A 15,748-nucleotide genomic window follows, 5' to 3' on the forward strand; every position below is an offset into this window, starting at 1 on the left:
CGGCTTTCGCTTCATAGCTGCTGCGCCAGCTGCCGTTAAGGACTTTCGGCAAAACGTCATCGAGTTCCGCCGGGTGGCCGATAAAAGCGATGTGGCCGTCGCGGTCGACCACGAACGAGGTGGGAATCCCAATCGAAGAGCTGGGATCCATCCAGAGCTTGTTCATTTCGCCAATGTAATCGAACCCGATACGATAATTCAGATTCGGGAACTTCTCGGTCAGCCAGGCATCCACGTTGGTCCGCGCTTCGTCCGCGGTTGCAGCCTTTTCGCAAGCTGCGACTCCGATAATCTCAAATCCGCTGTCTTTATATTTCTCCTGCAGTTCGATCAAATGGGGCATGGCGTGGACACATGGTCGGCACCAAGTCGCCCAAAACTCAACGAGGTAGACCTTGCCGGGCCGAAAGTTCGTGAGGGGCTCGCCACGCAGCCAGTTCTCCACTTTCAGCGCAGGAGCCGGGGACCCCATACGCAGTTCCATCTTGGTGTCCAAAGTCATTCCACACCTTTCGTCTCTTTTGTCGCGGAATATTTTCCAGTCAAAATCGGACACGGTCTCGAGGGCATTGCTCCCTCTCGCTTGCTTCAAGCGGAGCTCTCACCGTGTTGCCGCACATCAAGCACGGCAAAGGGCATGCCAACCCTTCTTAGCTTCGGCAAGCGCCGGTACCGCCTTGAATAAGCGAGCCCTAACACGGCCAGCTGACGTTAACCTGAATGTCGGCTTTCGACGGCTCACCTTAGCGGCTGCGGTTTAGGAAGGTGAGAGTTTGGCTGGCCCGCTGGCGATAAGACCGGCTTCGGCGTCCTGGAGTAGTCGCACTTCGGCGATGGGGTCGAAAGTGCGGGAGAGGCTCGGTACCCTTGCAGCCACCGCCGCATGTGGCCCGGCGTCATAATTCGCGTCGCGGTTGCCAACGGCGGCGTTGGGCTCGATCCACGTGGCGTTGAGCCCGACAGCACGTAAAGCTGCATCGTGATTGAATGCCCTTTGCTGTTTCACGCCAAGCAGGAGTCGCGCGACGCTACCTTGCTCAAGCGCGAGCAGAGCGATCTGACGCCGTAGGAATATTGCTCGTCCCGCTTTTGCCGCCAGAGGCGGAAATCTTTCCTGAATGCCACCGCCGATCATCAATATCGACGAATCATATCCCGCTGCCCATTTGTTCGACTCCGAGGTCGGGCCAGCACTCCGTCAAGGGACGGTTGATGAACCCTAGATGCTCGGGATTGGCGCATGGCGCGCGCCGCAGAAGGCTGTCAAGGATGCGGCGCGCTCGCCAGGCCAGCAGCCCAAAGTTCGGATCAGCCAGCCCGCGCTGTCCAAGGCAGGCGTTCTGAACGAAAAGGCGTCGGTCTCGCGGTCCGTCCCAGTACACCGAAAAATCCTCGCCGATGGCGAGCTCATTGCCGATCTGTTCGAGGCGATCTGCGATCGGTTCTAGGAAACCCGGCAGCGGTTTCTCGTACCCGGTGGCCAGGATGACGATATCGGCGGTTACTTCTCCGATGTTGTCCAAGCCGCGTTGCAGCGTGAGCCTGTGCCCTGCTCCGGCATTGATGCAGCGCGACACGTTGCAACTTGGCCGCAATGTGATCTCGCATTGGTGTGGCTCGAGAAAGGCGTGGTGGTAGAGTGCCTGATAGACCGCGCGCAACTTGCTTTCTGAAATGCCCTCGGAGGCAAGCGCGAAACGCCGCAGGAACAGCTGTCGATGCACCTCGCTCATCGCAGCAAAACGATCCGAGAAGCATGGCGTGAACAGCCCGTTTGTGAACGCGTGGTCGTCGAAAGGCATCTCGCGCGTCAAGACCCATGTGATCGCCGCGGGCCGCCGTTCTTTCGGCCGGCCGACAAGGTGCAGTAGCAGCTCGGCTCCCGACTGTCCGCCGCCAACAACGCAGACATGCTTTTTTTGCACCTCAGGATTGATGTGGGCCAACTCAGATGAGTGGAATAGGTTGGGTCCAGTCCAGCCATGAAACTGAGGCGGAATTTGCGCCTGCTTGCCTATGTCGATGACGAGGTTTCTTGCATCAAGGACCGCGTTGTCCGTCCGCACGCGAAACTCGCCGTCAAAGCGGATTTCGCGAACGGCCTCGCCGCCACGGACAAGCGGATTCTTCTGGAACGCCCAGTTGAGATATTGGGCGAACTCGGCTCTAAGCACCCCGTGAAATTGCGCATTGAGGAAATTGTAAAGACGCCCGTTCTCGTGGAGGTAGTTTACGAATGTGTAGGCTGATCGCGGATTGACCAGAGTAACCAGATCCTGGAAGTGGCCGACCTGGAGCTCCGCGCAATCGAAAGCGCTGCCTGGATGTCCTCGGAAATCGACCTCCCGGTCCAGGAACAGTGCCCCTTGCGCAATCTCTTCCTGTATCTGACACGCAAGGCTCAAATTAGATGGTCCAGCACCCACACCAATACAAAAGAGGTCCACTTATCCTTACTCCTCTAGGAGTGTTTTCCAACTCAGCGGCATGTTGACGTCGATCGCCGGGCATTGAGCAATGCGAACCTCACAGGCATGCTTGAGCCGCGGTCCCGACTGAGAGGACAGCAAAAGCGTGTGCCGCCTTCCAGGTCTTGGGCTCAATGTCGGCGGCATCGACAGCGGCGCGGCGTGATCCGAACCCAAGAGCAGAAGGAAAGTGTGTGATGCTGTCGCGCGGCTCTTCCGGATCTTACGGCGGCTTCTAGCGCCGGCCTCCACCCCAGGAGTGGCTGTTTCCCTGCCACGACGGAAGCGGCTCTTTCTTTCGAGGGGCGTAACCATGGATAACGGCTCTTAATGCTTTCGGAGACTCCCATGCATGCGGCGTGCCGGATAAAGACCTGTCAAACCAACGACTTCGCGCAGTTCCAGCTCGTCTGGAATCCGACATTGTCGCACGCCCGACGGGCAGGGGAAGCTCCGCGGCAGCGGCCCTTGCACACCGCAGGCTGACAGGGACAGCCGCCGATTTGACGCGCGTCCGGGTACTGATAAGGGGCCTTCCAACAGGGTTCGCGCACGAGGCGGGGTCTCCTGGTACACCCGCCCTGTGGCTTGGCTGCGGTCTGCTGCAGCCGTTCGTCTTTACTGCCCGTTGCGGACGATCTCGCACGAGTTGGTTCACGAGAGCGTCGTGAAGCAGTCGAGGCGTCCGGTTTGGCTCTGACAAGCGTCGCAAGATGTTCGCGGATCCAGCCATGTCTCCGCAATCCGACCGGTAACCGACGACGACTTCGGGCTGGTTGGCGGTCCTACGAGCTGATCGGTGTTCCTACGGAGCTGATCAGCGAGCCAAAAACAGCGGCAATGTGGTCTTCCCAAAGCTCCAGCTCGGCGGACCGCCGAAAATCCGCTCACGCAGCCCACGGCTGCCATAAGCACCCATAACCATCATGTCAGCACAGATGTCGTTCGCGTGCTGGGTCAGCACTGTGCCCGCCGATTTGCCGGCGCTCTTAAGCAGGTCAACGGAGACCCGAGCACCGTGCCGAGTAAGATAGGCAGCGATGTCAGCTCCAGACTGCGCGCCTTTCCCGTTGTTTTGCGCCTTTGGATCGACCATAGCGACACAGACTTCCTTGGCAGCGGATAGGATACTAAGAGCTTCCCGAACCGCACGCGAGGCCTCTACACGCGAATCCCAGCCGACCAGCACGCGTCGAGGCGACAGCGTCGCCTTAACGCCCTTCGGCACGATGAGCACCGGCTTTCCGCTATCGAACAAGCAGCCGTTGACAACAGGAGGTCCGAGAGTCTCATCGTTGAGGAGGTCTCCTCCAACGATCGTCAGGTCAGCGCAGAGCGCCCGCTGTCGTGCCACTTCACCGAGGCTAGCCGGATCGCAATAGTCGGTGTCAACGTCACAGGAAAGCGACATAGCTTTCAGCCTTTTGAGGATATCCGCGGACCGTCTTTCCATTCTGGTCACGTCCTGTGAAAATTTCTCGATTTGCTGAAATCGATAGTTCGGTACTGCAATTGCCTGTGCACGTCCTGTATTCCATTCGGGGGGCGGAGACGACATCAAGAGTAATGGAGGCGGTATAATGAGTACCGATAGGTGCGCGCCGACCTCGGCACACAGTCCGGCAGCTGTTGTGAGGTCCTCATCAGAATGATCAGCACCCGTCACACTGAATATGCTTTTAAATTCCATTTGCCTGCTTCTCCTGGTGTTCGTTAGGAGCGCCTCAAAGCGGCAACACCGCTCTCCGGAGGAAGAGAGAGCGGCACCACGTTCGATCACCGATTTCAGTCGTCCGGCTTCTCGAGCGAGTAGCCGGCCGACCTGACGGTGCGAATGACGCTGCCGGGCAAGGCCGTTTTCAGCGCCCTCCTGATTCGGCTGATATGGACATCGACGGTGCGTGCACCGACATGAATGTTGGGCAGCCAGGCCGCCCCGATAAGCTCGTCCCGGCTGAAGACCTTGCCGGGGGCCTCAATCATAAGCCGCAGCACGTTGAAATCGATCCGTCCGAGATGGATGTCGTGGCCATTACCGCGAACCCGATGGGCATCGAGCTTCATCTCCAGGCCTCCACAACAAATCCAACTGTCGTTTTCAACCCCGTTCGGACCACGCTTGGTCAGCCCGAGCCTCGCCCGCAGGCAGTCGAGCAGCTTGGCCGGAGCCACCGGCCGCACAAAGCTCTCAACGCCTGCCTTCAAGAGATCGAGGTGCTGGTGCTCGGCGCCAGGCGCGATCAGGGCGATGATAGGCAGGTCGGTGGTGCGCGGTTCCCGCTTGAGGTGGGCGCAAATTGCGGACCCGTTTATGCTGGCTGGGTCGCAATCCAGCACTACGGCCTGAAGCTCCCGTTGTTCGGCCAAGGCCAGCGCAGCCTTCGCGCCGTCTGCCGTCTCACTGCTGAAACCGTCAACCTCCAGTATGTGGCTGTAGAGCAGATAGAACTCGGCATCTTGCGAGCAGATCAGGACCAGCGGCTTCTTCATCGGCGATACCCCAACAACCTGGTCGGCCTCGAGTCCCTGGATCGAGGGGACTGGCCAACATAGTTTCTCGGGTCCGTCATGATGGCCTTTCTCGAAAATCGCGCCCATCATGCCAGCGCCACGTGGGGAAAGGTTTCGATGACTGAAATCGCATCGTCGACCAGCTTCGTACCGGCCGTGGCGAGCTTCAGGAGCGTCTCGAAGCCAAACCGGTGGACATCGCGCAGCGTTTTGGACAAAACGACCAGCCGTCCGGTCGTGAAAAGCACCCGACCAAAACCCTCATGGCTCACCTGGATCATCGGCGATGCCATAAGGCCGCAGCGCTCCTCGATCGCAAGCCCGATGGCGGCGTAGTACTTGTCGAGCCTCCACAGCACGTCGGGATCGGGATCTCCGATGATTGGGATCCCTCGGCGCTGTTCCTTGGTAATGATGAAGTCGCCCAGCAGCTCAGCGTCCGCTTTGCGTTCCCACGAGCCATAGGAATCCTGAGAACGGATCAGCCGCACGAGGCATTTGACGAACGGGGTGCAAAGAGCCGCCTCGTCTTCGGCGACAGCTGGGGGGATTGCGGGGTCAGGCATTGGCGTCCTCCTCTTTTCAGTCCTCGTCCTCGAAGGACGGTTTCTTTTCGGCAATGCCCGCTCGCGCCAGCACCTTGCGCAGCCAAGGCGGAGGACACGTCCTGAGCATCATCTGCGTGCGCAAGAGCACCTGTGGGATCGATTGGGGCTCCGCCACTTTGATCGGGTGGATTTTTGCCGCGACAAGCTTGGCTGCCGAAGGGCCGCCAATTGCCAGACAAAACAGGATCTGACAGCCTTTCAGCGCATCCACCTTGGGCGTGATGCGGTCATCGCCCTCGGCCCGATGCTCCCCGCTTTCATTCGAAACGTCATCGAAGGCCACGGCTTCGACGAGATTCCATTCCTCGCGCGTCACGTCGTAGACAGCAAAGCGCCTGGCCGACCCGAAATGGGCATTGAGGTTCTGCATGTCCTGAGTGGCGATCGCAACGCGCAATGCGCCCGCACGTCGTTCAGGCATCGGGGCGAAAACCTCATTACTGACCAGCGAGAGGCGGCGAACAGCGTTCATGTGATACTTCTCGATTACGGAGTGGATCAAGCGCCTCAGGAGTGGGCGCGTGTTGGTTGGCCTGGAAGATGTTGGCGACCTCGAAGATCAGGTCGCGGGTGCCCTGATAGAGAATTGCGAGCTTGTGCTGGCTGCCTAGTCGATCGAAGACCGGGAACCCGATGCGCATGAGCGGAATTCGGAGCCGCTCCGATGCTTGGCGCCCGTGCGAATGCGTGACAAGCAGGTCAGCACCGACGGCAAGACTTTCCAGATCGCCGAGATCGCCGATCTGAACCGAAACCGCCGGGACTTTCTCGAGAATTTTAGACCTGTCGGTCGTTGTGACGGCCGCGGCTATCTCGGAGCCGAGGCCAGCAAAGAAGGTCGCAAGTTGGAACAGCTGGTCTGGTTCGGCAGCGATGGCAATTTTCTTGCCGCCGAAATGGAAATGTCCGTCGAGCATCGCGTCCTGCAATTGCGCCCGGCGCCGGCGCACGCGGGCCGGTACCGCCGCGCCCGAAATCGAAGACAGCAGCGATACAAAGCGGTCCGTGTCCTGCAGCCCAGTCAGTGACTGGAACAACACGTAAGGCACGCCGGTCAACCCGAGCAGCGCTTTCGCCGGGCGGCGCATGTGCTCACCGATGGCGATGCATCGCATGGCCGTACCCAACTCGCGAATGTCTTCGACGCTGGTGCCGCCGTATGTGGTCGCTAACCAGCGGTCAGGAACCGTACCGTCGAGCGAGCCTGAAATGTCGGGCAGAATAACCGGCTTGAGCCCAAAGCTTTCAACCATGTCACGCATATGCTCGATGTCGGCGACAGTGAGGTTGCATCCGGGCAGGATCGCGATCTTCTTCGGCTGCCGCGCACGTTCGCCCGAGCCTGTAATCCCTTTGATCATTGCGGTGACTGCCTTGGCCCAGCCCTCTTCGATCGCGCCGTCAAAATCCGGCGTGTTGGCCAGCACGACCTCCGTACCCGCAAGCTCTTGCGTGTGCTTCAGCTTGATGTTCGCAATATCACTCGCGCAATCTTCGCCACGCGTCTCCACCAGCGCGGTCGTGCACACCCCGATCAGCTTTGGCTTCGTGCGGTTCTTGAGGTTGAGGATGGCTTCTTCAAGATGGTCGGCAGCGCCGAGGATGGTCGCCACCTCATCCATCGCTGTTGTCTGCAATGGAATCGTTTCTTTGAAGTGCCGCACGAAGAGAACGAGCGCAAAGCTTGTGCAGCCTTGGCTGCCGTGGAACAGCGGCATCGCACCGTCGACGCCAAGAAAGGCAAAGGCGGCACCCAGCGGCTGCGACGACTTCAGCGGGTTGACTGCCGCCGATTTGCTCTGGGGAAGGATGCGGGCCATCGGTCGCCTCAACACTCGTGTGCCGTCGCGCAGGCGAATTCATCAAACAGGTACGCGGTCTCGTTCCTCGTGCACGGCAATTCGCCTATCAGCTCAGGCTGGCAATCCCACGGGGCCGGCTGGCGCACCTGAGACCAGATCGGATTGTGAATGGCGAGGTCGATCTGGCGTACGAGTTCCACCATGCCGTCATAGCCGGCATAAGGATGCTGGCGCTCCTGGTTGATATCGAGCCAGGGCGTCTTGGCCTTGAGCGCAATGAATTGCGTGCGACCGCCCGACAGCATGATATCGGCCCTGTGTTCAGAGAGCATGGCGTACAGCTCGCTCGCAGCCATGGATTCGAACATGTGCTTGTCGTGCTTGAGAACTTGTTTGATGCGCTCCTTGTCCTGCACCGTAGATTTCCTGATCGAGGTGCCGACGATCTCGATTCCGATCTCCATCAGCGCATGGACAACCGACCAGGACTTCACACCGCCTGTGTTGAGCAGCACGCGCTTGCCTTGGAGCCTTTGCCGGTAGGATTCGAGTTTCTTCCACGCGATCGCCTCCTGCTGCGCGATCAGCGTCTCTGTGCGCTCGAGGATCTCCGGATCGGCGCCCTTCCTCACCAGCAGCCTGACAAGGTTTCGAAGAGCTTGCGATGTGTCGGAGATGCCATAGAAGGAGCCCTCGAAGAACGGGATGTCCCAGCGCTCCTCCATCTTGCGGGCAAGACTGATCAGCGCGGTCGAGCACACCATCATTGCCGCCCGGGCGCGGTGCGCGGAAGCAATGTCGCGGTAACGCGCATCGCCGGGAATGCAGGCGCGCACCCGGATTCCGAGCCGATCGAGGAGCGGCTTTACAAGCCAGAATTCGCCCGAGAGGTTGAATTCGCCAAGGATGTTGATGTCGTAGGGTCCGGGGTCGTCGGGTTCGACCGTGCCGATGACATGATCGAGCAACGCCTCGGCGGCGAGCTTATTGCCGAGGTTCTTGGAGCCTGCCAGGCCAGGCGCATTGATCGGCACCACGGCCAAACCGAACTTTTCCGTGGCGCGTTTGCACACAGCCTCGATGTCGTCACCGATCAGCGCCGTTACGCAAGTCGAGTAGACGAAGATCGCCGGCGGCGCGTATGTGTGCTTGATCTCGCGGATCGCCTTGAAGAGTTTCCGCTCGCCCTGCCCCATCACAAGGTCGAGTTCGGTGAGGTCGGTCGTGAAGCTTGTCCGCCACAAGGTCGGCCCTGACGAAACCGCACCACGGTTGTCCCAAGAATTGCCCTCGCAGGCGAGCGGCGCATGGACCAGATGCGCAACGTCGGTGATCGGCTGCAGGACGATCTTGGCTCCGTCAAAGGCGCAGCCGCCGGCTGCCGCCCCTGGTGTCAGCGACTTCGAGCAGCCCTCCTTGCGCGCCTTGGCATCTTTGCCACGGTTCTTATCGCAGGCGGGCTCATCGAAGGCGTCCTTGATTTTGGCGCTGAGGGAGGACATTGCTCAGCCTCCCCAGTCCATTGGGCAAGGAATGGCCTCGGCGAAAAGCCGGCCACAGCTCTTAGCGCGTGAGGTCATAGGAATAATCCGTCACACCCGTCTCGCTCGTCTCGCGATCGAGTTTGTCGAAGATCTTGTCGAGGATCGTCGTCAGCACGCGCAACGCTCCCTGGTAGCCAAAGAGCGCAAAGCGGTGATGATGGTGCCGATCGAAGATCGGAAACATCAGCCGGATCAGCGGTGTTCCGGTGTCGCGCTCCAGGTACTTGCCGTAGGAATTGCCGATCAAAAGGTCCACCGGCTCGGTAAAGAGCAGTGAGCGCAGCGCCCACAGGTCCTTGCCCGCCCAAACCTGGGCAGCCTTGCCGAAAGGCGAGGATGCTAGCAGCTTCTTCAAATCGGCTTCCCATGCCGAGGTGCCATTGGTGGCGAGGCAATGGGTTGGCTCGCCGCCGGTCTCCATGACAAAGCGGGCCATTGCGTGAACGAAGTCGGGATCACCGTAGATGGCGTATTTCTTACCATGCAGCCAGGATTGGCTGTCCGCCATGGCGTCTACCAGTCGGCCGCGCTCGAGGCGAATTGCCTCGGGAATCTCCTTGCCGGAAATCGCCGCGACCTCCATCAGGAATTCGTCCGTCGCCTGAACGCCGAGCGGATAGTGGAACGAGGCCGTCGCCTGCCCGACCTCCTCGCAATAGCCCAGTGTCTTTCGGGTGTTGTGATGCTGCAGCGAAAGCGTTGCCTCGGCGTTGAGGGCCTTCTTCACCTCGTTGATCTTCGTGCCCCCGTCATACATGCGGTATTCACCGTCCGAAGGCGTATCGAACTGGTCAGAGGCATCCTGGATCAATGTATAGGACACGCCCATTACATCGAGCAGGCGCTTGAGCTCCCGGTTGTTGCCGACGCAGAAGCCGTCGAAGCCCGGAATGATGTTGATGGTTCCTTCGATTTGCGTACGCTCCTGACCTTTCCAGAAGTGCTCCAAAATGCCTTTGACCATGTTGTCATAGCCGTCGACATGACTGCCAACGAAGGCCGGGGTGTGGGCAAAGGGCACGTCGAAGTCGCGCGGGACTGAATCTTCGTCCTTGGCGTTCTGGATGAAGCTGTGCAGGTCGTCGCCAATGACCTCTGCCATACAGGTCGTCGACACGGCAATCATCTTGGGGTCGTAGAGCTGGTAGGTGTTGGCGAGCCCGTCGACCATGTTCTTCAGGCCGCCAAACACCGCCGCATCCTCGGTCATTGAGGAGGAGACCGCCGCGGCAGGCTCCTTGAAATGGCGCGACAGGTGCGAGCGGTAATAGGCGACGCAACCTTGGCTGCCGTGGACGAAGGACATGGTTCGCTCGAAGCCGGCGGCAGCGAATACCGCACCCAGCGGCTGGCAGGCCTTGGCCGGGTTCACGACAAGCGCTTTGCGGGCGAGGTTCTTTTCGCGGTATTCCCACGTCTGGGTGAAATCGCGCTGATCGGAAACGATTTCATCGGGGTGCGGACATTCGAAGTTTAGCTTCTTCTCAGCGAGCATCTTTCTGTATTCCGGCTCGCGGAACAGGGGAGCGTGATCGAGAATTTTTTCAGCCGACTGCGGCATGATGATTACCTCTTTTGCATCTGGCTGCGCGGGACGGCAGCTCAGGACGTCAAGACGTTCCAGGCTCCGGCGGATCAGAGGCCGCGGGAGTTCACCGTCTCAGTGGGAGACTGGGGCTGAAGCAAATGTTTATTCGGCAGCCATCGCCCGCTCATCGCCCCGGCTTCTTTTCCAAGGCGCGTGGAATAGGTCCCAGACCGGGTTGTTAATGGCGAGATCCACATCACGTGCGAAAATGGCAAAGCCATCGTAGCCGTGATACGGGCCTGAATAATCCCAGGAATGCATCTGGCGGAACGGTATGCCCATCTTCTGCACCGGGTATTTTTCTTTGATTCCCGAGCCGACCAGATTTGGGCGAATCCCTTCGATGAATTTCTCCAACTCATAGCCGGTCACGTCATCGTAGATCAGCGTGCCGTTCTTCACGTAGTGGCCGGTGCGCTGATAGTCGTCGCTGTGGGCGAATTCATAGCCGGTGCCCACGATGACCATGCCGAGGTCCTCGTAGGCCGTGACGACGTGGCGGGGGCGCAGGCCGCCGACATAGAGCATCACGGTATTTCCTTCCAGGCGCGACAGGTACTTGGCGATGACCGCATCAACAAGCGGCCTGTACTTGGCAATGACCTTTTCGGTCTTCTCCTCGATTTCCGGCCCAAAATGCTTGGCTATGTTGCGCAGAGAGGCTTCGATCTGGGAGGGACCGAAGAAATTGTACTCCATCCAGGCGACGCCATACTTTTCCTCCATATGCCGACAGATGTAATTCATCGACCGGTAGCAGTGGATAAGATTGAGCTTAGCCTTCGGGGCGCGCTCGATCTCTGCGAGTGTGGCGTCACCCGACCAGTTGCCAACCACGCGCAGCCCTATCTCCTCAAGCAGTATGCGCGAGGCCCAGGCATCGCCGCCGATATTGTAGTCGCCGATGACGTTGACGTCGTAGCGGCCGGCCTCGAACTTGACATCCTTTTTGTCGAAGACCCAATCCCGGATTGCATCATTGGCGATGTGGTGGCCAAGCGACTGCGAGACGCCGCGGAAGCCCTCGCAGCGTACCGGCACGATCGTCTTGTCATACTCCTTGGTCTTTTTGCGAGAAACGGCCTCGGTGTCATCGCCAATCAGGCCGATAGGGCATTCGGACTGCACGGTGATGCCGTTGTTGAGCGGAAACAAGACTTCAATCTCGTCAATGATCTGTTCCAGCTTCTTGTCGCCGCCGAAGACGATGTCCTTCTCCTGGAAATCGGAGGTGAACTGCATTGTCCCGAACGTGTCGACGCCCGTTGTACCGACGTAGTAGTTGCGGCGCTGCGACCAAGAATATTGGCCGCAGCCGACCGGGCCGTGCGAGATATGGACCATATCCTTGACTGGCCCCCACACCACGCCTTTCGAACCAGCATATGCACAGCCGCGAATCGTCATCACCCCGGGAATGGACTTGATGTTCGATTTGACGTCGCATTCGGAAAGGACCTCGCTTTCCCCGCCAGCCTCGTTGCCGCTCTTTGCGACGTTGAGGTGCTTCTTGCGGCGCTTCGCCGCCTTGTCGGGATAATGCGACAGCACCTCTTCGATAAGCTTCGCATGAAGAGCACCGTCATTCTCGTATTCCCGGCTCATGAGTCCCCCTTTCAAGGTTGGGTGACGCCTCAAAGAATAGGCGCCGTTCTCTGCAAGGCGCGCCGATTGATGGCAGCGCTAATGTCACTACTGGGCCGCCGCCTTCGCCGCTTCCTTGGAGTGAAGCTCGGCAAGCATCTGCTCGTCGGTCTTCATGATGCCGAAGTCGAGCAGCATCTCCTCCAGCTCCTCCATGGTGATCGGCGTCGGGATCGTACCCTGGCCCGAATTGGCGTGGATCTTCTCGGCCAGAGCGCGGTATTCCCCTGCCTGCTTTGAGTCCGGCGCGTACTGGATCACCGACATCTTCCTGAGTTCGGCATGTTGGACGATGTTGTCGCGGGGCACGAAGTGGATGAGCTTGGAATTCAATCGGCCAGCCAGTGCTTCGGCCAGATCGAGTTCGCGGTCGGTTTGACGTTCATTGCAGATCAGCCCGCCCAGCCGCACACCGCCCGAATGGGCATATTTGAGGATGCCCTTGGCGATGTTGTTGGCGGCATAGAGCGCCATCATCTCGCCGGACATGACGATATAGATCTCCTGGGCCTTGCCTTCGCGGATCGGCATGGCGAAGCCGCCGCATACCACGTCGCCGAGGACGTCATAGGAGACATAATCGACATCGTCATAAGCGCCATTCTCCTCGAGGAAATTGATCGAGGTGATGACGCCGCGGCCGGCGCAACCGACACCCGGCTCGGGGCCGCCGGACTCCACGCACTTGATGCCTCTGTAGCCCACCTTGAGCACGTCCTGGAGTTCGAGGTCTTCCACCGAACCTTCCTGTGCGGCGAGATCCAGGACGGTATCCTGAGCTTTCGAATTCAGGATCAAGCGTGTGGAATCGGCTTTGGGGTCGCATCCTACGATGAGGATTCTCTGCCCGAGGTCGACAAGGGCAGCGAGCGTATTTTGGGACGTGGTGGACTTGCCGATGCCGCCTTTTCCGTAAAAGGCGATCTGACGCAGACCTGACATAATAGCTTTCCTTCCTTCGTTCTAATCATCGCGACTGCCCGCGACACAAGTGCCGATAGGCAGCTCGTGCCGCCTCACACCAAGCATCGCAAAAAGCGTACCAGCGTGATCGGCCGATCCCAGAAGAAACTTTGTCATTAAATTCCAGCCGCTTAGACGGCGGCAAAACGCGCGAACGGGCCTTTCAGGCGTCTGTCACGGACACGACAAAGCCGACACAGATTGTCGTGCGCCATCCAACCCGCCGTGTGTCGAGCTCGAAGCGGGAGAATGGGGAAGTTAGCCCAAAGCTGATGGCGAGACCATCTGAAGACATCGGCTCTTGTCTTTCCAGCCTGCCATTGATCGGGCGGTCGCTGGATGAGCAGGAGCTAGGGGCTTGACCGCGGCGCGGGTAGTTCAGGCAGGCTTACAGAGCGGGAACGCCGGCGGCCGATAGACATCCGCGCTTAACCTTTCATAGCCCGTCTACAAGTCGGTTCCGCCGACGCGCTATATGGAAGCCAAATAATTCAGTAGCTTAGCCGAGAGCATTGATTTTTTCAGAAAGACACGTGTTATACGCGTATGAACCGCCGAACCCATGGTCGGCGCCCTCATGCGCGTGAGACCCTGTTGTGGGCGAGGCTCGCGACTGGCTGCACGATCCTAGCCGGCCTGCTTGCCATAGAGTTTGGTCCCGCCGCGGTAGGCTGCGGCATCAAGGGCAACATCAGCTACAACACTGGCAAGAAGATTATCACGTTCTTGGACAGGACTCTTACTGGGAGACGCGCATCAACCTACTGAAGGGCGAGCGGTTGTTTTGTTCAGAGGAGCTGCACGAAAGGCGGGCTGGCGGGTTCGAGAGGAAGTGTCGCGGCGCTTGCAGACTGCTACGGGGGCCGCCTCGATGGCAAATGGTGTACAAAAGCGCCCTCTCTGCCGAACTGAACAGTGCTCACGGCCATAGCTTCGGATGAGCCCGACTGGCTTGACCTCTGCATGATGAGAGCAGCTTTTACACCAGGTGCGCAGCATATGTCTTTAACGAACGCATCGCCTTCAAGAATATAGAGAGCAATTCGGAAAACCGAGTAGTTGGCGGCGAAGCTAGGAGAAGGTATACACCGCCCTCTTGTTACCCCAGTGTAGAACGTGCAGCTGCGGCAAGACGCGGGCTTCGAACCACCTGTCGCCGGTCACCTTTTCGACCAGCGATTCCATGCGCATCATGTTCCGTCCGACTCGACAGAGACGTCTTCATTACCACGGCGGGGCGGCGTGGGCGTGTGATTGCCGGGTTGCAGACAAACCTCGCCGCGACGTCTTTGGGACGAGTGGTGCCGGCACCGAATCCCTATCATTTAGACTAGCCAGCTTGGGGAGCGCCGTCAGACCGCCAGACCGGAAGAGGAGGCTTCGCGCCAAGTTGTGCCAAGAATGTTGGACCGTGCGGAACCGCTGGGGCGGCGCTCAACTCTGGCGCAGGATGAAGCGTCGATTTGGTGAATGACTAGGGCGCGCGTTCGACGGGTAGAGTGAGGTAAATCGCTGGATGTCTGCCGGATCAACGTCAACCGGTTCCATCGCCACCATCCACTCGACGTTTTCGGTGCACGGCGGCGTCGTCAGTGAGCCCTCATAAGTCCAATAGCCAAGCGAGGCTGGCAGAAGCCAGTTGGGATTCACCTCGTCGATCGTCACCTCCCCATTCGGCAGTTCGGGAAAGGCCGCAGCAAGGGCAGCAAAGCTGGCATTTGTCGCGCCGGGCGTTAAAAAGACGCCCAGCACGCCCAGAGTACCACTTTGCGTGTCCTTGTGAACGAAATGCACCTCCATCGGGAAGCTCTTGCCCGCCACGTGATGTTCGCTTGGCGCATGGAAATGGAACTGTACCAGTTCGTAGACACGATCGCCGCGGGTCAGCGTGCTGCCTTGTGGCATATTGATTTGAATGGTGTGGCCGTTGTTCACCATATTGCCGCCGCCCTTGTGCCAGCCGATGGCGATATGCGGGATATCCGCCTTGACCGCGCTGTTGATATTGATCGGCGATTGCTGCGTGCCGGCAGAGCATACGAAATTTTCCTTATCCAGATCAGCCCAGTGCTCCGGTCCGACCGGACCGGTGTACCCCCAATGGGCACTGGTCGCTTGGGCGGCTTGAACGCAAATCCGGCATGCGCCGAGCGCAACCAACCCTTTGATCAGGTGACGACGATACATATTGCTTTTGCTCCTCTTGCGAACTGATGTTGGTGGCTGCCCTAATGGACGCGTGATGGCCAATCGGCGCGGCCACTATTGTCCTTTGCAACTGATGGATGCCCGCATGCCTTGGCGTGCTTTCATAAGTGCGGCTCCCGTTTCTCGGCTGGCCGGCTTCTGCAGCCCGCAACGGGGGCAGTTTCAACCAGCTAAACGATAAAAAATTTGAGCAGACCAGCGCTTGACCCCCGCCGCAAAGGCACAGGCGAAGGTGATCACTGCGCGGCTGCCGCGCGCCTGAGGCCGCATCGCTATACTTTACACTCGCTGCCCAAGGAGACGCAGGCGACCCCAATACGTTTTCATCGCTACTCCCGACGCAGCCGACGACGCCACGAAAACGTTGCTATATTTCACGTTGGGCCAGTGAGGAAATCGATCTTCTTTATGG

At 59.2% G+C, this 15,748-nt stretch carries 13 protein-coding genes and 1 pseudogene; all 14 read right to left on the reverse strand.

Annotated elements, in window-relative coordinates:
- On the reverse strand, window positions 1-484 hold a 484-nt coding region (locus tag EOC06_RS08625), incomplete at its 3' end, for a TlpA disulfide reductase family protein (RefSeq protein WP_164898507.1).
- Between the two features lie 273 nt (window positions 485-757).
- Window positions 758-1,135, reverse strand: coding sequence for a hypothetical protein (locus EOC06_RS08630; RefSeq protein WP_024505270.1), 378 nt, complete (start codon window positions 1,133-1,135; stop codon window positions 758-760).
- A 13-nt stretch (window positions 1,136-1,148) separates the two neighbouring features.
- Window positions 1,149-2,447: a lysine N(6)-hydroxylase/L-ornithine N(5)-oxygenase family protein gene (locus EOC06_RS08635; protein ID WP_063169368.1), complete on the reverse strand. Its 1,299-nt coding sequence runs from the start codon at window positions 2,445-2,447 to the stop codon at window positions 1,149-1,151.
- Window positions 2,448-3,285: 838 nt separating this feature from the next.
- A complete protein-coding gene (locus EOC06_RS08640) occupies window positions 3,286-4,158 on the reverse strand; it encodes a universal stress protein (protein ID WP_063169369.1) in 873 nt (290 codons plus the stop codon).
- A 95-nt stretch (window positions 4,159-4,253) separates the two neighbouring features.
- Window positions 4,254-4,958, reverse strand: a complete 705-nt coding sequence (locus EOC06_RS08645; protein ID WP_224571202.1) for a response regulator transcription factor — start codon at window positions 4,956-4,958, stop codon at window positions 4,254-4,256.
- A gap of 107 nt (window positions 4,959-5,065) precedes the next feature.
- On the reverse strand, window positions 5,066-5,545 hold the full coding sequence (locus tag EOC06_RS08650) for a NifX-associated nitrogen fixation protein (RefSeq protein ID WP_024505267.1): 480 nt from the start codon (window positions 5,543-5,545) through the stop codon (window positions 5,066-5,068).
- Window positions 5,546-5,561: 16 nt separating this feature from the next.
- On the reverse strand, window positions 5,562-6,059 hold the full coding sequence (gene nifX / locus EOC06_RS08655) for a nitrogen fixation protein NifX (RefSeq protein WP_128307511.1): 498 nt from the start codon (window positions 6,057-6,059) through the stop codon (window positions 5,562-5,564).
- Complete coding sequence (nifN, locus tag EOC06_RS08660; protein ID WP_128307512.1) at window positions 6,025-7,407, reverse strand: nitrogenase iron-molybdenum cofactor biosynthesis protein NifN; 1,383 nt, start codon at window positions 7,405-7,407, stop codon at window positions 6,025-6,027. The genes nifX and nifN overlap by 35 nt, the downstream gene beginning before the upstream one ends.
- Before the next feature lie 8 nt (window positions 7,408-7,415).
- Window positions 7,416-8,891, reverse strand: coding sequence for a nitrogenase iron-molybdenum cofactor biosynthesis protein NifE (nifE, locus tag EOC06_RS08665; protein ID WP_128307513.1), 1,476 nt, complete (start codon window positions 8,889-8,891; stop codon window positions 7,416-7,418).
- A 61-nt stretch (window positions 8,892-8,952) separates the two neighbouring features.
- On the reverse strand, window positions 8,953-10,494 hold the full coding sequence (gene nifK / locus EOC06_RS08670) for a nitrogenase molybdenum-iron protein subunit beta (protein WP_024505263.1): 1,542 nt from the start codon (window positions 10,492-10,494) through the stop codon (window positions 8,953-8,955).
- 129 nt (window positions 10,495-10,623) lie between these two features.
- Window positions 10,624-12,126 (reverse strand): nitrogenase molybdenum-iron protein alpha chain, encoded by a 1,503-nt coding sequence (gene nifD / locus EOC06_RS08675; protein ID WP_127811312.1) that lies wholly within the window; start codon window positions 12,124-12,126, stop codon window positions 10,624-10,626.
- 87 nt (window positions 12,127-12,213) lie between these two features.
- Window positions 12,214-13,107, reverse strand: a complete 894-nt coding sequence (nifH, locus tag EOC06_RS08680; protein WP_024505261.1) for a nitrogenase iron protein — start codon at window positions 13,105-13,107, stop codon at window positions 12,214-12,216.
- A 1,092-nt stretch (window positions 13,108-14,199) separates the two neighbouring features.
- Window positions 14,200-14,402, reverse strand: a pseudogene (locus EOC06_RS42000) (7-carboxy-7-deazaguanine synthase QueE); the annotation flags it as partial.
- Window positions 14,403-14,562: 160 nt separating this feature from the next.
- Complete coding sequence (locus EOC06_RS08690) at window positions 14,563-15,315, reverse strand: carbonic anhydrase (RefSeq protein ID WP_024505260.1); 753 nt, start codon at window positions 15,313-15,315, stop codon at window positions 14,563-14,565.
- Window positions 15,316-15,748 lie beyond the last annotated feature (433 nt).

The organism is Mesorhizobium sp. M7A.F.Ca.MR.362.00.0.0 (genome assembly GCF_004023175.1).
Classification (GTDB): domain Bacteria; phylum Pseudomonadota; class Alphaproteobacteria; order Rhizobiales; family Rhizobiaceae; genus Mesorhizobium.